The 19,210-nt window shown below is 69.1% G+C and carries 18 protein-coding genes; 12 read left to right on the top strand and 6 right to left on the bottom strand.

Features of this window, described 5'->3' with window-relative positions; genetic code table 11:
• Positions 1–8 precede the first annotated feature (8 nt).
• Positions 9–221 (top strand): hypothetical protein, encoded by a 213-nt coding sequence (locus ACWGIS_RS07765; RefSeq protein WP_453361493.1) that lies wholly within the window; start codon positions 9–11, stop codon positions 219–221.
• 157 nt (positions 222–378) lie between these two features.
• Here ACWGIS_RS07765 and ACWGIS_RS07760 read toward each other — a convergent pair whose 3' ends face one another.
• A complete protein-coding gene (locus ACWGIS_RS07760; RefSeq protein ID WP_453361492.1) occupies positions 379–1,260 on the bottom strand; it encodes an NmrA family NAD(P)-binding protein in 882 nt (293 codons plus the stop codon).
• A gap of 126 nt (positions 1,261–1,386) precedes the next feature.
• On the opposite strand from ACWGIS_RS07760, the gene ACWGIS_RS07755 reads away from it, so the two are divergent.
• From ACWGIS_RS07755 to ACWGIS_RS07715, 9 genes are all read left to right on the top strand, one after another.
• Positions 1,387–2,289 carry a LysR family transcriptional regulator gene (locus ACWGIS_RS07755; RefSeq protein ID WP_453361491.1) on the top strand — a complete coding sequence of 301 codons (903 nt, stop codon included), beginning with the start codon at positions 1,387–1,389 and terminating at the stop codon, positions 2,287–2,289.
• A gap of 432 nt (positions 2,290–2,721) precedes the next feature.
• Entirely contained in the window at positions 2,722–3,801 is a 1,080-nt protein-coding gene (locus tag ACWGIS_RS07750) for a hypothetical protein (RefSeq protein WP_453361490.1), read from the top strand.
• A gap of 149 nt (positions 3,802–3,950) precedes the next feature.
• Complete coding sequence (locus ACWGIS_RS07745; RefSeq protein ID WP_453361489.1) at positions 3,951–4,283, top strand: hypothetical protein; 333 nt, start codon at positions 3,951–3,953, stop codon at positions 4,281–4,283.
• Between the two features lie 406 nt (positions 4,284–4,689).
• Complete coding sequence (locus ACWGIS_RS07740) at positions 4,690–5,256, top strand: toxin-antitoxin system, toxin component (RefSeq protein WP_453361605.1); 567 nt, start codon at positions 4,690–4,692, stop codon at positions 5,254–5,256.
• Complete coding sequence (locus ACWGIS_RS07735) at positions 5,256–6,452, top strand: MAB_1171c family putative transporter (protein ID WP_453361488.1); 1,197 nt, start codon at positions 5,256–5,258, stop codon at positions 6,450–6,452. The genes ACWGIS_RS07740 and ACWGIS_RS07735 overlap by 1 nt, the downstream gene beginning before the upstream one ends.
• A complete protein-coding gene (locus tag ACWGIS_RS07730) occupies positions 6,449–7,858 on the top strand; it encodes an FAD-dependent oxidoreductase (RefSeq protein WP_453361487.1) in 1,410 nt (469 codons plus the stop codon). Before ACWGIS_RS07735 ends, ACWGIS_RS07730 begins: the two co-directional genes overlap by 4 nt.
• 445 nt (positions 7,859–8,303) lie before the next feature.
• Positions 8,304–9,125, top strand: a complete 822-nt coding sequence (locus ACWGIS_RS07725) for a squalene/phytoene synthase family protein (RefSeq protein ID WP_453361486.1) — start codon at positions 8,304–8,306, stop codon at positions 9,123–9,125.
• A gap of 187 nt (positions 9,126–9,312) precedes the next feature.
• Positions 9,313–10,374, top strand: coding sequence for a polyprenyl synthetase family protein (locus tag ACWGIS_RS07720; protein ID WP_453361485.1), 1,062 nt, complete (start codon positions 9,313–9,315; stop codon positions 10,372–10,374).
• A 131-nt stretch (positions 10,375–10,505) separates the two neighbouring features.
• Positions 10,506–11,594: a polyprenyl synthetase family protein gene (locus ACWGIS_RS07715; RefSeq protein WP_453361484.1), complete on the top strand. Its 1,089-nt coding sequence runs from the start codon at positions 10,506–10,508 to the stop codon at positions 11,592–11,594.
• A gap of 109 nt (positions 11,595–11,703) precedes the next feature.
• Here ACWGIS_RS07715 and ACWGIS_RS07710 read toward each other — a convergent pair whose 3' ends face one another.
• The 5 genes from ACWGIS_RS07710 to ACWGIS_RS07690 form a co-directional block, all read right to left on the bottom strand.
• Positions 11,704–12,528, bottom strand: a complete 825-nt coding sequence (locus ACWGIS_RS07710; RefSeq protein WP_453361483.1) for an ABC transporter permease — start codon at positions 12,526–12,528, stop codon at positions 11,704–11,706.
• Between the two features lie 5 nt (positions 12,529–12,533).
• The gene (locus ACWGIS_RS07705) at positions 12,534–13,139 is read right to left on the bottom strand and encodes an ABC transporter ATP-binding protein (RefSeq protein WP_453361482.1); all 606 of its coding nucleotides are present in this window, start codon (positions 13,137–13,139) and stop codon (positions 12,534–12,536) included.
• Positions 13,140–13,276: 137 nt separating this feature from the next.
• Positions 13,277–14,071 (bottom strand): polyprenyl diphosphate synthase, encoded by a 795-nt coding sequence (gene uppS / locus ACWGIS_RS07700; RefSeq protein WP_453361481.1) that lies wholly within the window; start codon positions 14,069–14,071, stop codon positions 13,277–13,279.
• Between the two features lie 369 nt (positions 14,072–14,440).
• A complete protein-coding gene (locus ACWGIS_RS07695) occupies positions 14,441–14,917 on the bottom strand; it encodes a hypothetical protein (protein ID WP_453361480.1) in 477 nt (158 codons plus the stop codon).
• Positions 14,918–15,102: 185 nt separating this feature from the next.
• The gene (locus ACWGIS_RS07690; RefSeq protein ID WP_453361479.1) at positions 15,103–15,471 is read right to left on the bottom strand and encodes a PaaI family thioesterase; all 369 of its coding nucleotides are present in this window, start codon (positions 15,469–15,471) and stop codon (positions 15,103–15,105) included.
• 245 nt (positions 15,472–15,716) lie between these two features.
• Between ACWGIS_RS07690 and ACWGIS_RS07685 the strand changes: the two genes are divergently transcribed.
• Together ACWGIS_RS07685 and ACWGIS_RS07680 are read left to right on the top strand one after the other, a co-directional pair.
• Positions 15,717–16,487 (top strand): ABC transporter ATP-binding protein, encoded by a 771-nt coding sequence (locus ACWGIS_RS07685; RefSeq protein ID WP_453361478.1) that lies wholly within the window; start codon positions 15,717–15,719, stop codon positions 16,485–16,487.
• 51 nt (positions 16,488–16,538) lie between these two features.
• Complete coding sequence (locus ACWGIS_RS07680; RefSeq protein ID WP_453361477.1) at positions 16,539–19,103, top strand: ABC transporter permease; 2,565 nt, start codon at positions 16,539–16,541, stop codon at positions 19,101–19,103.
• Positions 19,104–19,210 lie beyond the last annotated feature (107 nt).

Below are 19,210 nucleotides of genomic sequence, written 5' to 3'. Positions count from 1 at the left end.
TTTGCGCCATGCTCGACCCGGCCAACGGTCTCGCCGTCGGCGACCCCGCCCGGATGGCGGCCCGGATCATCGAGAGCGTCGGCCAGGGCCCCGCGCCCCTGCGCATCGTCCTGGGCTCCCAGGCCCTGAGCAGCACCATCGACACCCTGGAACGGCGCCTGGCCGACTTCCGCACACAGGACGCCCTGGCCGCTTCGACGGACCACCCGCCGGGCGAGTGACCGCGTGCCCGCAGGTCCGAACCCGAACGCCGAGCCTCAGGCGCGGAGTGGGTGTTCACGCGGGCGGCGAGCCGGTAGGCGGCAGCACGGCAAGCAGTTCACCGTATGGCCGCCGCCTTGGTGAGGCGGCCGCGCCGAGCCCTGGCAGGCGTGCCGATCAGGGCTGGACGGCCGGCTTCAGGACGTTCTGGCACCACTGGCGGAACCCGGTGGCGGTGGCGGAGTTCGGGTCACGCGGTTCGGCGTCGTAGATGCCGTTGTTCTGCGCGTCGACCATGTCGGCCATGTCCTGGGCCAGCGAAGGGCTCGCGCCGCCCTGCACCATCTGGGCCTGGAAGTCCGCGACCGGCACCTGCCGGTAGTGGACCGTGCGGCCCAGGGTCTCGGAGATGATCTCGGCCATGGCGTCGGGGGTCAGACTGTCGGGGCCGACCAGGGGAACGCGGGCCTGACCGGTCCAGGTGGTGTCCAGCAGAAGGGCTGCCGCCGCGGCGGCCACATCCTGGGTGGCGACGGTCAGCAATGGCCGATCGGCGCTGTTCGCCATGGAGAACACACCCTGCTGGGTGATCAGCCGGACCTGGTGCAGGAGGTTCTCCATGAAGAACGGCAGCGCCAGCGCCCGGTGGGGCACGCCGGTGCTCTCGATCAGCTCGTCCATGCGGAGGGCGGCCGACAGAAGTCCGGCCTCGCCGTTGTAACCATGCCCCAGGGAGGTGACGTGCACCATCCGCACACCCTGGCTCGCGGCCTCATGGGCAGCGGCGCGGGTGAAGTCAAGGTAGTGGCTCTTGGCGGGGCCGGCGTCCCGGAAGCCGGCCGGCGGTACGAGCCAGAACAGGCGATCGGCGCCCTGGAGCGCCTTCGCGATCGTGTCCGCATCGGCGTGTGAGCCCTCCACCACCTCCGCCCGCGCGTGCACGTGCTCCGGGAGGCGGGAGGAGTCGCGGGCGATCACCCGGACGGCTTCACCGCTGTCCAGGACTCGGTGCAGGACCTGTCGGCCGATGTCTCCGGTCGGCGTAGTGATGACGATCATGAGTGCCTCCATGCGTGGCGGTCGACGGCGCACCACAGGGGGCGTGCCGGGCGGTCGCCTTCGAGTGAACCCGGCGCACGGGCGCAGCTGAAGGACCATCTGGGCAGCCATTGATACCCTGGGGGTATGAATGATCTGGAGGTGCGGCAGCTCCGGTACTTCGTCGCGGTCGCGGAGGAACTGCATTTCGGGCGCGCCGCCGACCGGCTGGGTATGGCACAGCCCCCTCTGTCCCGCACGATCCGGGACCTTGAACGACAGCTCGGCGTGACGCTGTTCGAGCGGACCACCCGGCAGGTGAGGCTCACTGGCGCCGGAGAGGTCCTGCTGCGCGATGCCAGAACCGCCCTGGAGGCGGTCACCGCCGCTGCCCATCGGGCTCGGCATGCGGGCAGCGCCTCGCCCCGGTTGCGGATCGCCCTCAAGGCCGACATCGACGGCGGGTTGCTGCCGCAGATCCTGGACGCCTACAGCACCGACCCCGCGGCCCTGCCACCCGAATTGGTCCTCGGAGGGTTCGGCGACCAGCCCCAGGCACTGCGCGACGGCCTCGCCGATGTCGCACTCGTGCTCCGCCCGGTGGACGACCGAGGGCTGGACAGCGAGCCGCTGCTGACCGAGCCGGTCCTGGTCGCCATGGCCGCCGCCGACCCGCTGGCCGCCCGTACCGAGCTGTGCCTGGCCGACCTGGCCGGCCGGAGCCTCCCCGGCGGGGCGCCTGCCGACAGCGGCCGAATGGCGCCACCTTCGCCCGGGGTGACAAGGCCGGCCTCCAATTTGTCGGAGATCTTCAGCCTGGTCGAGACGGGCAGCGTCGTGTTCTTCGCGCCCGTCTCGGTCGCCCGGCGCAACCCGCGCCCCGGCATCGCCTACCGGCCGGTCAGCGACCTGCCGCACTGCACACTGGCCGTCGCGTGGCCCCACGAAGCCCGCTCCTTGGCCGTCGCCGCCTTCGTACGCGCCGCCTGCGAGGTCGCAGCCTCCCACCGCACACAAACGGGGTTCCCCGACCAGAGCACCACCGTCTGAGCCCGACGACCGGCGCAGACGTCGACTGCGGGTCGGGTCAACGGCAGCGGATTCGGAGTCACACTCAGCGGCGTCGCGCGGGCATGGCAGTCTGCCGACTGCTCGAGGGGACGGAAACGCCGCCGATGAGAGCTGAAGTCGCCCTGACCGACTTCGCCTATGAACTCACATGGCGCGCCTACGCCCTGGGCGGATGCCACGATGGTCAGAAATTCCCGGATCAACAGCTGTGGGGCTGGGGCGACGTTACTTGCCGGCGCCTGCTCCGACCATCCGGCACCGCCCCTCAGTGAGCGCCACCTTGAGCTCGATGGGCGCCGGGGCGCCGTCGATGGGATGCCGGGCCTGGCGGGCCTCATCCCCTGTCTCGTACGATCCAGCCTTTGATGGGGATGAAGAGGGGGGTGGCCAGTGCGCCGTTTTGCGGCTGGTGTGCTCAGCACGGTCCTGGCGCTGGCCCTCGGCGGTTGCGCGACGCCCGGCGGCGAGAAGCACGCGGCGCCCGAGAGCCCGCCTCCGCGCGCGACGGCCGACTCCAGACCGTGGCGACAGGCCGGCCACACCGACAACCCCGGCACCCTGAAGGGCGTGGTCGCCACCGCGGACAACGACGCCTGGGCCGTGGGGGACGAGGGGACCGAACCGGTCGCCATGCGGTGGGGTGGCGAGGCGTGGACCAAGGTCGAGGTACCCCAGCGGCTCGGCCTGGAAGGCCTGAGCGTGGTGACAGCATCGGGGCCGGACGACGTGTGGGTCTTCGGACGCGCACAGCCCACCCCTGACGGCTGGGCCCAGGGAGCCCGCGCGGCGCGATGGAACGGCAGCGAGTGGACACGCACCTGGCACGAGCCCAGCCTGATGGTCGATGCGGCGACCGCCGCAGGGCCGGACGACGTGTGGGTGGCGGGCCGGCGGCGGGACGGTAACGGCACATGCCGTTCGGTTCTGCAGCACTACACCGCCGCGGGCTGGTCAACCGTTGCCCTGCCATCGACGGTGTGCGTACGCGCCCTGCATGCCTTGTCGCCCCGGGAAGTGTGGGCCGTCGGCGACAACCGGGACAAGCCGGTAACCCTGCACTGGAACGGCCGGAGTTGGCGCACCGTGCCGCTGCCGCCCGCACTCGCCGGAACAAACGGAAGACTCGACGCGCTGGCCGCACAGTCACCGACCCGACTCTGGGCGGTCGGCCGCACAGAACCAACCCAAGGCGTGACCAGACCTGTCGCCGTGCGCTGGAACGGGCACACGTGGGCGAACGTGACCGACTCCGCCCTCAACGAAGCGTTCACCCATGCCACCGCCGACGGACACGGCGGAATCTTCACCACCACACCCACCGCGCGAGTCTTTCACTACGACGGCCGGCGCTGGACAAGCGAACGCATCGCCTCCGACCACACCATCACCGGCCTTGCCGTCGCCCCGAGCACACGCCAACTTCTGGCCGTGGGCGTCTGCTGCGACGCCTCCGACGAAGACACCACTGGCAAAATCTGGCTACATCGCTGACGACCCACGCCCGGCCGCCCAAGACTGTCGGAGACCACGACAAAAGCCGGTACTTCTGCCGAAGTGACAAGCCAGTAGTACTTCGTCAGGTGATGTGGTTGCCGCTCAACCGGTATTCCCGCGCGATACCCGATGGGTACTGTACGGCCATGGAGCCGAATCTGCGCGAGGGCGATGGATGCGAACTGCCCGCCACCGCTGTCTACTGGCTCACCGACGATCCGCAACCGGGCATCATCCTGGTGGAATTCGCCGACGTGTACGACCGCCCTCACCAACTGGTCGGCAAAACCGCCTACTTCGACGGAGATCTGCGGTCGACCTCGGCCTACCCATGCGCGACCAGCATCCAATGCACGATCGAAGAGATCACTGACGACGTCGCCACGGTGAGTACCTGGTGGTTGTCGGGCGGCCCCAACGACACACGCTTCGTCTTCGACGTGTGGCTGGACACTCTCAGGCCGATAGCCGACGTGTGACCTGTGTCGGCCGGCGCCACGAGGTCGTGCGCGAACGTGCGCGCGGGGCGCGATACGGGTAGATCACTGAGAGCTGCCAGAGCGCTTCGGGGTACGAGGTCGGATCTTGCTAGGTGCAAAGCCGGGCTGCCAACGACCGCTGGAGAACGCCCAGTGATCGTTCGTGAGTCCTGGTTTCCTTTCCGCTCGCCCCGTACTGTCACACGCGTGACGCTGCCTCGCCCGCATCAACTCCCGCAGGAACTCTGGTGAATCAGACCCGAACGCCGCTCAGGCAGACGCCGGCCCGTATGAATGAGCGCCTCCAAGCACAGGGACTCAGCCGTGACGAGGAGCTCGACGTGAGCGACCTCGCCGGTCTACTGGCGGACGCACCGCGCGAGGGTGACGCGGAGGCCGAGGCGTGATGGGGACCGGCCGGGAGATGAGGAAGTTCCTCAAGGAGATCACGGCGGCCCTGTCCGACCGGGTCGAGCCGCCCGCCAGCCCCCTCGACCTGTTCAAGGCCATGTGCGCGGCCGTGAGCGAGATGGAGGGCAGGAAGATCACGCTGCGCCTCTCCCGCTTCCCCGATGACAGCAGCTCCGGCCTCCTGCTGGACCTCGGCGAGCGGGGCCTGGTCGTCGTCATCGAGGAACGCACCAGTCCCGACCACCAGTTGGTCATCCTCGGCCACGAGCTGTGGCACCAGCGCAAGGGGCACTGCACGCACGGAACCGCCGGCTCCTCCATGGCCGCCCGCCTGCTGTCCCCGTCGACGGCCGACTGGGAGGTCCTTGCGCCCCGGCTGTCGGCCGTTGCCGCCAGGACCGCGTTCGACGAACACACCGAAAGCGAGGCGGAGCGGTTCGGGCTCGCTCTCGCCGCGAAGTTCCGGCCCTGGCTGAACGGTCCCCACGCCCGCGGCCCGCTGCGCACCCGCACCGTCGAGGACCGCATATCGGCCTCCCTCATCTACCGAGGACAGCTCTGATGGACATCGGGCTGAACGGTCTCTACATCCCGTTCCGGTTCCCGGCGCTGCTGCTGGCCGCGGCCTTCCTGTTCAAGGCCCCCAGCGTTCTGCGCCTGTGGCGGGACATCCTGCTGCGCGCCGTGGGCGGCCTGCTCCTCCTGGCATGCCTGGTCTTCGTCTTCGCGGACCCGGTCAACATCCACCGGACGAACGAGATCATCGGCGTGCCGAACATCGCGGCCCCGGTGTGCTACACCCTGATATCGGCGTTCTGTGGCTCGTGCCTGACGCTGATCATCGTCTGGCTCGTCGCGCCGTCGAGACGGCGTACCCTCGCGCTCCGGCTCGTCGTCATCCTCTACGTCGCCGTGATCGCGGCCTTGTGGGTCACCTTCGCCCTGGCGGACGTTCCCGTGGAGCGGGTTCGCGACCTCGACACGTATTACGCGAACACCCCGTACATGCGCGAACACATCATGCTCTACCTCGTAGCGCACTTCGTGGCATCGCTTGCGACATCGGTCCTGATCTGGCGCTACATCAGCGCCGTCCACGGGTGGCTCCGCGGTGGTCTGCTTCTGCTGGGTATCGGCTACCCGCTGAACCTCGTGTATGACGCGACCAAGGGCGCCGCGGTCGTCGCCAGATGGAACGGCCACGACGCGGACTGGCTGAGCACCGACGCCGCCCCGCCCATCGCCGCGGCGTCGGCACTTCTGATCGCAATCGGCTTCATCCTTCCGCACGTCGGCCCGTACACGCAGGAGCGCATGCACGAGCGCCGCACCTACCGGCAGCTCCACCCGCTGTGGCGCATGCTGCGCGACCTGAACCCTGACGCGGCCCGCGTCCGCATCGGCTACCTGTCCTCCGCGGCGCTGCGCGTCGTGCAGCGTGAGGCCGACATCCGGGACGAACTCCTCAGGCTGAGCCCCTATCTGGACTCCGACCTCCGCGCCCGTGCCCGCGGCGACGCCCTCGCCTGCGGCCGTACGGAGCGCGAGGCGACCGGCATCGGCGCAGCCGTCGACATCCTCAACGCCATCGACCTCATGAGAAACGCCACGGGCAGCAGCACAGCACCCGGCCGAGCCAAGGACGACGACAGCCGCAACAGCTTCGACGACCTGGTTCCCGTCTCCCTCGCCATCCAGAACACCGCAGCCGTAGACGAGACCCGCCACCGTGTGGCCCGGCAAGAAAGCGTGACATGAGCGACAGCTCCGCCCCGGCGGCGTCCATACGATCCGCCGTCGTCCTCGGCGGCTCCCACGCCGGAATGCTCGCAGCGCGCGCACTCGCCGAGTTCGCCGACACCGTGACCGTCATCGAGCGGGACGCGCTGCCCGACGGCCCGCACCCCCGCAAGGGCCTCCCGCAGGCCCAGCACGTGCACCTCCTCTGGTCCGGCGGCGCCCAGGCCATCACCGAACTGCTGCCCGACACCGCCGATCTGCTCCTGCAGGCCGGCGGCCGTCGCCTCGCCGTCCCGACGCACATGGTCGCGCTCTCGCCGCAGGGCTGGTTCCGGCGCTGGCGCGAGTCGCACCACCTGCTGCTCTCCAGCCGCGACCTCCTCGACGCGACGATCCGCGCGCAGGTCCTCACCGACGAGCGGATCAGCCTCGTCCCGCAGGCCGAGGCCCTCGGCCTGGAAGGGACAGCGGCGGCCGTCACCGGCGTACGTGTCCGTGCCCATGACGGCACCGAACGCGTCCTTGCCGCGGACCTGGTCGTCGACGCCACGGGCCGCGGCTCCCGCGCAGGCGAATGGCTGGCCGCCCTCGGCCTGCCCGCACCCGACGAGCGCAAAGTGGACCCCGGTCTGGTCTACGCCAGCCGGACGTTCCGCGCGCCAGGGACCACCGCCGAGCACTTTCCCGTGGTCAACGTCCAGGCCGACCCAAGGGACGGCGGCCCTGGCAAGGCCGGCGTGCTGCTCCCCATCGAAGGCGGCCGGTGGCTCGTCACCCTCTACAGCACCCGCGGCGGCGAGCCGCCCACGGACAACGACGACTTCCGGCGCTTCGCCCTCGAAGAGCTGCGCCACCCGGTCATCGGTGAGCTCCTGGAGCACGCCGAAGCCCTGACCGACATCGTCCACACCCGCACCACGGCCAACCGCCGGCGGTACTACGAGAAGGCACCGAGGTGGCCCGACGGTTTCACGGTCATCGGCGACGCCCTGGCCGCCTTCAACCCGGCCTATGGTCATGGCCTGTCCGTCGCCGCGCAGAGCGCCGTCGCCCTGCGCGACGTCATCCGAGCCCGTGGCCGGGCCGCCGACGGACTCGCGCGCGCCATCCAGAAAGCCGTGGCGCGCCCCGTGAACGCCGCGTGGGACCTGGCCATCGGGCAGGACGTCTTCTGTCCCGGGGCCGTGGACACGCCGCCCGGCCTCAAGGACCGGCTGGGGGCCGCCTACGTCCGCCGCCTGCTCTACACGGCAACCGGCAACGGACGCATCGCCCGCAAGGTCACCGACGTCACCTCACTCGAGAAGGGCGCTCACGCGCTCCTCTCCCCCAGCGTGCTCATAGCCGCCGCCGTCGGGCCCCTCAAACCACAACTGAGCGGGCCGCCCTTGACCACCGAGGAACTGAAGGCCGCCCTCAGCTGATCAAGATCAGGCGACTTCCTCCAACTCACCGGCGCCCTGTGGCGCGTGCCGCGTCCAGCCCCGAGGACCGGGCACCCCCCATGCACACGCTCATCCTCGACGGATTGCGCACGCACCGCTGAACGACGCGCACGCGACCTGGCCTGCCTCAGCTGAAGATTGCCATCCGGTCACCGCTGGGCCCGTCATTCCAGGAGAGCGCCCGCCATCGCAAGACCGGCACGTGGTTCGCCGTAGGGCGAAGAGTGGGGCAAGAACGGCGTGACGGAAGACGTCCTCCGTTCGTTGGTCTGAGGGGTCGACGTCGGTGCGTACGAATCCCTGCCCGCACACCCCTACATGTGAGTGAGGGAAGCCCATGCGTTCTTGGCGGCGCTGTCTGGTTGCAGCAGGAGTGGATGGGCGGCGACTGCGAGCCGACTACGGTCACGTAGCGCGGTTCCTCATGCGTAGTGATCCGGCGGCGTACGCGGCTGCTCGGGTTCTGGCGCCGACGGCGTCCCAGCCGCATCTGCTCGCCGGTTTCGCGTTCGCTTCCTTCACCGACGATGTGTGTGATGCGGGCGCCCTTGATGAGCGCCGGCGACGCTTCGACCGGTGGGTGGGTCTGGTGCGGACCGGGTTGGACACCGGCCGGGTGGAGCACCCGCTGCTCCGGGCCTTCCTGCACACTTCCGCAGCGTGTGGCCTGCCACGGCGCTGGGTTGAGTCCTACCTGGAGGGTACGCGGATCGATCTGGGCTTCCCCGGTTTCGTCAACGAATCCGACTACCAGGCATACGTCGATCAGGTCACCTGGCCGTTCGCCATGCTCACCACCGGCCTGGTGCAGCCAGGTGGTGGGGACGAGCAGTTCGCACGTTCCTGCCGGTTGCTCGCCGACGGGTGCCAGCGCACTGATTTCCTGGCCGACCTGGCGGAGGATCTGCGGGGCGGGAACCTCTACCTGCCTACGGATGACCTTCAGCGGCACGGTGTGACGCGCGGCGATCTCGAGCAAGGCCGGGACACCCCTGGTGTCCGCGCATTGATCTCAGCGACCGCCGACACCGCGCACGCCACGCTCGAAGAGGCCGGCCGGATCGTCGACGAAGTCTCAGAGCCTCACCGTCCGCTGGTGCGCTGTGTATTGCGTCTGCACCATCAGCGGCTTCGGACCATCGCTTCGCGGGGTGCCGGTGTGGCGCGCGGTCCCTTGCGGGAGCAGCCGGTGGCGTGTCTGCGTCTGCTGGTTCAGGAGCGCCGGTCCGCTGGGGAGCGGGCGTGATCCAGGGCCGCTCCCGTCGTTGACGATGCATGCAGATCAAATGCGTGAGGTGGGGCTGCCGGAGCCGCTGGCTGTTGCGAAAGCCGGGCGTAGCGGCCGCGACGAGCTGCCGCATTCCGTTGTTGGCGAGCCAGGCCGGTTTTGTGGCCCGGGCTGTGGGGGCGGGTCTGTGACATCGGCCGCCACCGTGATCCAGGAAGAGATCGACCTGCCGGCGGTACGCGAGCAAGTCGATGCGGTGCTGCAGGACTTCTTGGACGACAAGATCCGCTCGGCGGGCCGACGGGACCTTCCACCGGAGGTGGTGGACACCTTGCGGTCCTTCCTGACTGCCGGCGGCAAACGCATCCGTGCCCTGCTGTGTGTGGTGGGCTGGCATGCCGCCGGCGGCCATGTCGACACGGAGTCCGCCGTGCGGGTGGCCGCGTCACTGGAGCTGTTCGTGGCCTTCGCTCTCATCCACGACGACATCATGGACGACTCGGCCAGCCGCCGTGGCCGCCCTGCCGTGCACCGGGCCCTGCGCACCCGCCTGGTTCCGTCGCAGCGCGCGGAGCGGCTCGGTGCGGGCGGCGCCCTGCTGGTGGGCAACCTTGCTCTGATCTGGGCACAGGAGTTACTGCACACCGCTCACCTGTCCTGTGAAACGCGGCAAGCGGTGCACGCGTTGTACGACGCGATGCTGGAAGAGGTGATGTACGGCCAGTACCTGGACGTGATGGGCACCGGCCGGGGCGCGGATGATGTCGAGGCGGCGTTGCGGATCGTCCGTTACAAGACCGCTACGGCGACAGTCGAGCGGCCCTTGCAGTTGGGCGCTGCCGTCGCCGGGGCCGGGGTGGAGGTCCTTGACCGGTTCACGGACCTCGGGCTGGCACTGGGTGAGGCTTTCCAGCTTCGGGACGATCTGCTGGACGTGTTCGGCAGCACGGACGGCGCGTGTGCTCCGGGGCTGGGTGATCTGCGGGAGGGGAAGCGCACAGTGTTGCTGGCTGTGGGCATGCAAATGGCCAGCCCTGTGCAGCGGCGGCGTCTTGGTGACCTGGTGGGCCGGTCCGACCTGGACGAGCGTGGGGCGGGCGAAGTGAGGACCATCCTGGAGTCGACGGGAGCGCGAGAACGAACAGAGGCCATGATCACTGACCGCTACGATCACGTCGTGCGGGTGCTTGAGACGGCTGCGTTCCCGCCCGCTGCCCACCGTGCGTTGCACGGGCTGGCCGTTGCCGCCGTCTCCTACAGCTCCTGAGCTCCCTGGGCCTTCCCCGTCTCGACAGCCGGTCCACTGGTCAGGCAGCGCAGCGCACCGGCGCTTCGCTCCGTGCCGTTGGCGACCGGTCCGCGCCTGTACCCAGTCCCTTCGATCAGGAGGTCTTCCCCGTGACCGACGCCGCTGTCCTGACCAGCCGGCTCCACGCACGTCTGGCCGCATACGAGAGCCGCTTCAGCACGCTGTTCGAGGAGTACTTTCACACTCTCGGGACTGATCTTGAGGTGCCGGGGTTCAGCAGGTTCACGCCCGAGTGCCTGCACCTGCTCCGGGACCTGTCGTTGCGCGGAGGGAAGCGGATACGCGTGGCGCTGGTCCATGAAGCCGCCCGCCTGGTGACCGCCGAGCCGGTCGCGGCATTGGATGACGCCGCGCTGAGCGTCGAGCTGCTCCAGACGCACGGGCTGATCCACGACGACATCATCGACGACAGCCCCACCCGCCGAAACGGCCCCTCCACCTACTACGCCTACCGGCACAAGTTCCCCGACCATCCGCAGGCCGCTCTCGGACTTGCCATCCTTGCGGGCGACCTCGCGCTGGCCCTGTCCCTGCGCGTCCTTCTGAAGTCCACGGCATCCCTCGCGATCCGGCAGGCCATGGTCGAAGTGCAGACGAGGGCAGCGTCAGACACCTTCGTGGGACAGATCATCGACCTCGAGCGCGACTTCTCAACGACCACGGACGAGGAAGCGCTGCACTGTGTGGCCGACTACAAGACCGCTCGCTATTCAGTGCTGGCCCCGATGCAGCTGGGTCTGCTCGCCGCAGGCGAGCAGACCGGCACCTTCGAGGAGGAGCTGCGTCGTTACGCCCGGCTGGTGGGAATCGGCGGGCAGATGCGCGACGACCACCTCGACCTGTTCGGTGACGCACAGACCATGGGCAAGCCCACGGGGGCGGACATCCGGGCTGGGCGGCGCAACTACACCGTCCATGCCCTGCTCGCAGCCGCTACGGATGCCGAGAAGACCGTGGTGGAGTCCGCGCTGGGTGACCCGAACTGCACCGAGGAGACCATTGCGGCCGTCCGCGAAATCGCCGAGCGCCGGGGGGTGCCGGCGAGGATGCGCAGCGACATGCAGCGCTACGCGGACCTGGCCTCAGCGGAGGCGGCCGACTGGCGGTCGAGGTGGCGCCCGGAGGCGGTCGCGTTCTTCGAGTACCTGCCTCAGTGGGCCATGGAACGCAGCCGATAGCACCCGCCGGACACCAGCGACGGCGCCTGGCCAGAGTCCGGGGTGGCCTCACGCCGTCCGCGGCGATCAAGGGAGAGCAGTACCTGACGGTGCGCGAGCGGATGGCAGTTCACGGTGTCGGAACAGAGGCGGTGGCGTCTCTGGTGGTGTGCTGATCAGCGGTCCTAGCGGCCGGTAGACGCTGCGTGCGGGTCCGTACGGCGAAGGCCGCCATGCCCAGCGCGGCCATGCCCAGAGCCCAACCGGCACCCAGGAGCAAGGAGTCCCACGGCACGGTGTGCAGCCCGCCGGCTGCGACGGAGGCCTGCACCGCGCCGTGGGCCGGGAGGTAGCGCACGACGGGGCTGTCGGCGTTCGGGTTGATCATCGGATTCTGCAGCAACAGGTCGATGGAGCTGGTCATGATGGCCAGGAACATCCCGGCCAGTTCGCTGCGCAGCACGGCCGCGAGCAGGATGCCGAACGCTCCGTAGGTGAGTGCGCCGGTGAACATGCCCGCGGCGAACACCATGGGCTGCGCCGGGTGCCACAGCAGGTGGGTCCAGGCAGTGGCGTAGACGGCGACCACGGCGGCCACCAGGACCAGGGTGGCGCATTTCGCCGCCGCCAGGCAGGACCGGGGATAGCCGGCCTGCACCAGGCGCCGGTCGAAAAGCGCGGAGCGGGCGGTGGCGATGAACATCATGAAAGCGATGACCAGGGTCAGAGCTTGCAGCGCCCCGGTGATCTGCGTGAGAACGTTGGCGTCCATGACCAGCCAGCGGTCCACCGAGCGCACGTGGAAACGCAGCGGCGTCCGGGCCACCACCTCGAACGCCAGGGTCGTCCACAGCGGGACGAACAGCAGCACGATGAGCAGTGCCAGCCGGTTGCGGGCCTGTTCGACGAGTGCGAAGTGCAGCGCCGTCCGCAGGCACGTCCACCACCGGTTCACCAACCTCACCCGCCCGTGCCCGACTGTTCCGCTTCGCGCAGCACCCCGGCGTCCAGGCGGTACAGGCTGTCCAGGCGGCGGGCGTCGTAGGCGAGGTGGGAGACGACCAGCACCGCGCAGCCCCTGTCGCACAAGGCCCGGGCCAGGTCCCAGAAGCGCAGGTAGGTGTCCCAGTCGAAGCCTTGGTACGGCTCGTCCAAAAGCAGCACCTGCGGATCGTGCATCAAGGCCAGTGCCAGGTTGAGCTTCTGCCGGGTCCCACCGCTGAGCGTCTCCACGCGCTGGTTGCGGTAGCCGGCGCAGTTCAGCTGCTCCAACAGTTCAAAGGCCCGGTCGAGGCTGTTCAGGCCGTAGGCCGTCTGGAAGAACCGCAGATGCTGCTCGACGGTGAAGGCCCCGTGGAGCACCGCGTCCTGCGGGCAACTGCCCACCGTCCCCCGGCACTCCGCCACTCCGCTGTCCGCAGCAAGGTCACCGGTGAGGATCCTCAGCAGAGTGCTCTTCCCAGCGCCGTTCTCACCCACCACGCCCACCAGCTGCCCCGGGAACAGGTCCAAAGAGACGCCCCGCAGGACGGGGCGGCTGCGATAGCTCTTGCGCACCTCCCTCATGCGCAGACTCGGCGGGCACTGGGCCGAGGGACCCCGATACGGTGCACGCGCGTGGTTGCCGCCCGTTCGCATCACGTGCGCCCCCTCTGCTCGACCCTCGTCACACCCTGGCGCGGCTCGCGCCCCGGCCGGGCCCGTCACAGTCCCCTGCGCTGTCGACGGCCCCGGTAGTCCTCCAACGCTTCGTCCAGGGCAGACCCATCGAAGTCCGGCCACAGGCGAGGCGAGAAGTACAGCTCGGAGTGCAGTGTCTGCCACGGCATGAAGCCCGACAGCCGGGTCTCGCCGGAGGTTCGGATCACCAGATCCGGATCGGGAAGGCCTGCCGTGTCGAGGTGCCGAGCCAGTTCCCGAGGGCTCAACGGCTCCTGCGCCGGCAGGAGGTGACCGTCTGCGGCCCTGGTGTCCAGAAGCCTGCGCACCGCTCGAGTGATCTCGTCCTGCCCGCTGTAAGCAATGGCGAAGTTCACCAGCGGACCCTGCACAGTACTGACGCGGTAGGCATGGTCACGCAGTTCCGCCGCCATGGGGAGCGGCAGGAGATCCAGATCACCGAGAAATCCGATGCGCCACTGTCCCAGCGAGGCGACGTGCCCCACGAACTCGGCGATCACAGGGAGCCCTTGGACGACCTCTGCACGGGACCGGTTGAGGTTTTCGACGGACGTCGTCCACAGCGTGAGGACCTCGATCCCGGTGCGCGTACGGCACCGGTCGAGTAGTTCCAGCGTCCGTTCACAGCCGCGTCGATGGCCCTCCAGGCTCGGCAGGCCCTTGTCCTCGGCCCATCGCCGGTTGCCGTCGGGAATGACGGCCAGATGACGAAGCGAGGGGACGACAGCGGGTGGATCGGCAGGGCGTGCGCCGGAGGCGAGAGGCAAGGCGCTTTCAGCTACGGGACTTCGCCCGCCCGAGGAACCTGCGCTCGCCATGATTCACTCCTCGTCGACAGCCGGTCTTTTGGGCCGACCGTAGTTCCATCCCGCCGGTCGCCCACCCGTACAACGACGATCCCCTTCTCACGCAACGCCCGCCGGACGCGGCCCTTGCGCCGCCGAGGACCACTGCCGGCCTTTGGTGTGCGTTCTCACGGGACAGGCCGGTGACGCCCCGACCATCACCGACGTCACGGCCGCATGTACGTTCCCCGAGGCCACGGACGGGCCCGAACCAGGCCGGATGGGTCCTGCCGACACGGCGTACTCGCCGCACGGGAAGCGCAGACACCTGGGCAACGCCGCCGAACCAGAGGCGTGAAGCGGCTCGGCCAGAGGTGTCCGTCAACAGATCTGCGGGGGGCGCTATCCCATGACCGCCCGAGCTCCGTCCAGAAAGGCCAGTCGATTGTCCTCCAGGTAGTCGCGCACGCTCTCGCCGTCGGGCAAGCCTTCCCACACCACCCGGTTGAGGTCGAGGAAGTACGCGCGCGCCGCACCATGCACGGGCAGGGGGAACTGAATGCGGACGAGCCGCTCCGCGACCCACAACCTGTTCATGACGTCTTGGGTGGTGAGAAACCAATCATCAGTGTCCTGCCATTCGCGTGGTCGGCTGAACGCAGCGCGTTCGGCCTCGGCGCCCACCTCGATGAACCGTTCCAGCAACGCCAGTCGCTCCGCGCGCCGAGCTTCGGACAGGGCGATCTGCTGCCGTCGCTGTTCAGCGCGCTCCGCTGAGAGTTGGGTCCGGTGCTGGACGAGGTAGGACAATGAGCCGCCGAGGACAACGCCGCCCAGTGATATGAGTGACACCCAGAGCTGACCTGACATGGTGGTCATCGTGCCAGGTGCACGCAAGACCGTAGGACGGTGACCAGCTGACTGACGTCTTCGGTGCGCCGTCGTAGGACTGGGTCGCCGGCGTCCGGCCGACGGTGATCGAGGATTGTTCCCAAATGGGGCGGCAGGGCCGCGTATTGAGCAGGCGTGAGGTCCGCGGCCGTCGTCGTGCCTCAGTGAGCGGCCTACAGGATCACGCAGGTGGTGGTGGCGTGGGCGACGAGTTTCCCCCGGTCGTCGAGCACCTTGCCTTCGGCGGCGGCGGCGGCGGCGGTGCGGCGGCCGGCATGGATGACGGTGCCTTCGGCGGTGAGGGTCTGGCCGTCGGTGCGGGCGGCGCGAATGTGGTTCACCTTGAGTTCGAGGGTGGTGTAGCCGTTGCCGGCAGGGAGGGTGGTGTGGACGGCGCAGTCCATGGCGGAGTCGAGGAGGGGCCCGGCGATGCCGCCGTGGACGGCGCCCAGGGGGTTGGCGAAGTCGGGGTGGCGGCGATGCGGGTATGGCCGGGTGAGAGCACAGCCCGAAGGACCGCCTTGAGGCTGCCTGTCCCCCACAGCCGTTGTCGCGTCTCGTCTCGCTCAGCCCCCTGGCCACAGCCCAGTTGGTCACCTGTACGGCAACGACCCCCTGGACATCGCCCCTCTCGGGGGCGCCGTCATACCAGAGGAGGAGAAACGGAGTGCCTGGTCCGACTCAAGAGGGCCCCGGGAACGGGCACGGGGACTGACGATCCACGGCCGCGGGGCAGACACGATGGGGTGGTCCCTGATGCTCGCCCCCTGTGACAGGAGCCCTCCCCGTGACCACCACGCCCATCGCTCACCGCGCCACCGCCGTGGCCGCCCGCGCCACGGACCTGTCCAAGGTGTACGGCCAGGGCGAGACCCAGGTGGTCGCCCTCGACCGGGTCACCGTCGACTTCCAGCAGGCGCAGTTCACCGCGATCATGGGTCCCTCGGGCTCCGGCAAGTCCACGCTCATGCACTGCGTGGCCGGCCTGGACACCTTCTCGTCCGGTTCCGTGCGCATCGGCGACACCGAACTCGGCTCGCTCAAGGACAAGCAGCTCACCCAACTGCGCCGGGACAAGATCGGCTTCATCTTCCAGGCGTTCAACCTGCTGCCGACCCTGACCGCCCTGGAGAACATCACGCTCCCCATGGACATCGCGGGCCGCAAGCCTGACAAGCAGTGGCTCCAGAAGGTCATCGACATGGTGGGTCTGCACGACCGTCTCGGTCACCGCCCGACCCAGCTCTCCGGCGGCCAGCAGCAGCGCGTCGCCGTCGCCCGCGCCCTGGCCTCCCAGCCGGAGATCATCTTCGGCGATGAGCCGACCGGGAACCTGGACTCCCGAGCGGGCGCCGAGGTGCTCGGCTTCCTGCGCAACTCCGTACGCGAAATGGGCCAGACCGTCGTCATGGTCACCCACGACGCCGTTGCCGCCTCCTACGCCGACCGCGTGATCTTCCTCGCGGACGGCCGGATCGTCGACGAGATGATCCAGCCCTCCGCGGACGGCGTCCTCGACCGCATGAAGGCCTTCGACGCCAAGGGCCGGACCAGCTGACCATCCGCCGATCCGTCGACCTCCGGCTCTCACCACAGGACTGACACAGACATGTTCCGTACCGCCCTGCGCAATGTGCTCGCGCACAAGGCCAGACTGCTGATGACCGTGCTCGCCGTCATGCTCGGCGTGGCCTTCGTCTCCGGCACCCTCGTCTTCACCGACACCCTCGGCAACGCCTACCGCAACCAGTCGGCCAAGAGCTACGACGACGTCGCCGTCGCCGTCACCACCTACGGCGCCCAGGACGACGGCAAGAAGTCCGGCATCGACAGCGCGACCCTGGACAGAATCAGTCGCCTGGACGGCGTCGCCGAGGCCACCGGGCGGGTCTCCGGCTTCGCCGGGGTCGCCGACCAGAACGGCAAGCTGATCGGCAACGGCTGGTCCAACACCGGTTCCAACTACGCCCCGGGCAAGAACGGCAAGAACGGCAAGAACGCAGAGGATCGGGCGTACACCTTCACCGACGGCTCCGGCCCGGTGAAGGACGACCAGATCGCTCTCGACAAGGACTCCGCGACCAAGGGCGAGTACGAGGTCGGCGACACCGTGCGGGTCGCCACCAACGGGCCCGTGAAGGAGTACACCCTCGCCGGTGTCTTCACCACCGAGGACGGCGCCGTGAACGCGGGCGGCAGCCTCGTGCTGTTCGACACCGCCGTGGCACAGAAGCTGTACCTCCAGCCGGGGTACTACAAGGACGTCACCATCGCCGCCGAACCGGGCGCGTCCGACGCGAAGCTCCTCGAAGCCGTCCGGCCGCTGCTGCCGAAGGACTCGGAGGCGCAGACCGGCCGGGCGCTCGCCGACAAGCAGGCGAAGGACATCGAGTCAGAGCTGAGCAACCTCAACACGATGCTGCTGGCCTTCGCCGCCATCGCCCTGTTCGTCGGCGTCTTCCTGATCGCCAACACCTTCACCATGCTGGTCGCCCAGCGCACCAGGGAACTCGCCCTGCTGCGAGCGGTCGGCGCCTCCCGCAGGCAGGTGAAGCGCTCCGTGATCCTCGAGGCCATGGTCGTCGGCGTGATCGCCTCCGTCGTCGGCTTCGCGCTCGGCATCGGACTCGCCACCGGACTGCGGTCCGCCATGGGCTCGTTCGGCGCCAAGGTCCCGGCCGGACCGCTGATCATCTCCCCCACCGCGGTACTCTCCGCCCTCGGCGTCGGTGTTCTCATCACCGTTCTCGCCGCCTGGCTGCCCGCCCGCCGGGCCGCGAAGATCCCGCCGGTGGCGGCCATGGGCAGCGCCCACCTGCCCGCCAGCACCAAATCGCTGGTCGTACGCAACACCCTCGGCAGCATCATCACACTGGGCGGCGCCGCGGCCATCTTCGGCGGCGCCGCCGTCGGCAAGGGCACCGGCCGCATGCTCATCGGTGCCGGCGCCTTCCTGGCGCTGATCGGCATCATCGTGCTGATCCCGCTGCTCTCCCGCCCGGTCATCGCGCTCGCCAGGCCGCTGCTGCACCGTTTGTTCGGAGTGTCCGGCAAGCTCGCCGGCAAGAACGCGGTGCGCAACCCGCGCCGTACCGGAGCCACCGCCTCGGCGCTGGCGATCGGGCTCACGCTGGTCACCGGCCTCACCGTCATGGGTGTCACGCTGGGCCAGGCCATCGACAAGATGACCACCGACAACATCCGCGCCGACTACATGGTCACCATGGCCGCCGGCGGTGCCCTCGACAAGTCGGCGCTGACCGCGCTGGAGAAGGCCGACGGCGTCATCGCGGTCTCTCCGCAGCAAGCCACCTCGGTGAAGGTGAAGGGCACCTACCACTCCGCCTCCGCGGTCACCCCCGGCGACGTGCAGCAGGTCTTCGACCTGAAGCTCCTCTCCGGATCGCTGGACACCCTCGGCAAGGGCGGAATCGCCGTCGCCGAGAAGACCGCGAAGTCCAACGGATGGAAAACCGGCGACAAGCTGCCCGTGACGGTCGGCGACGACCAGGACGGCGGCAAGTCGGCGACGACGACCATGACGGTCGGCGCGATCTACCAGGACAACGAGTTCCTCTCGCCTGTGGTGGTGCCGACCTCGCTGGTCGCGCCCTTCGAGCCCAAGCCCTACATCCCCGAGATCTGGGTGAAGACGGACGGTGGCGCGAGCGAGGCGAACGAGCAGGCGCTCGTGGACGCGCTCGGCGACAACCCGGCGATAAGCGTCATGGACCGTCAGGGCATCCGCGACATGTTCGGCGGCATGATCAACACGATGCTGAACATCATGTACGGGCTGCTCGCCATGGCCCTCCTGATCGCGGTGCTCGGCGTCGTCAACACCCTCGCGATGTCCGTCTTCGAACGCCAGCAGGAGATCGGCATGCTGCGGGCGATCGGCCTCGACCGCGGCAAGGTCAAGCGCATGATCCGCCTGGAGGCGGTCGTCATCTCGCTCTTCGGCGCGGTGATCGGCGTCGGTCTCGGTACGTTCCTGGCCTGGGCGATCGGCGAAACGATCCGCTCCAGCGTGCCGAACTACACACTGGTCCTGCCGTGGGAGCGGATCGGCATCTTCCTGCTGCTGGCCGGAGTCGTCGGTGTGCTGGCCTCGCTGTGGCCGGCCCGGAGCGCCGCGCGGCTGAACATGCTGACGGCGATCAAGACGGAGTAGCCGCCAGTACGCACAGGGGCCCCGCGACCGGTCAGGTGTCGCGGGGCCCTTCACGTACCGGGTCAACGCCAGTGGCCAGTGCACGACGAAAGTCCCCCTCCCCGCCC

The organism is Streptomyces sp. NPDC054842 (genome assembly GCF_053611025.1).
This window is presented reverse-complemented; position numbering and strand designations above follow the sequence as displayed.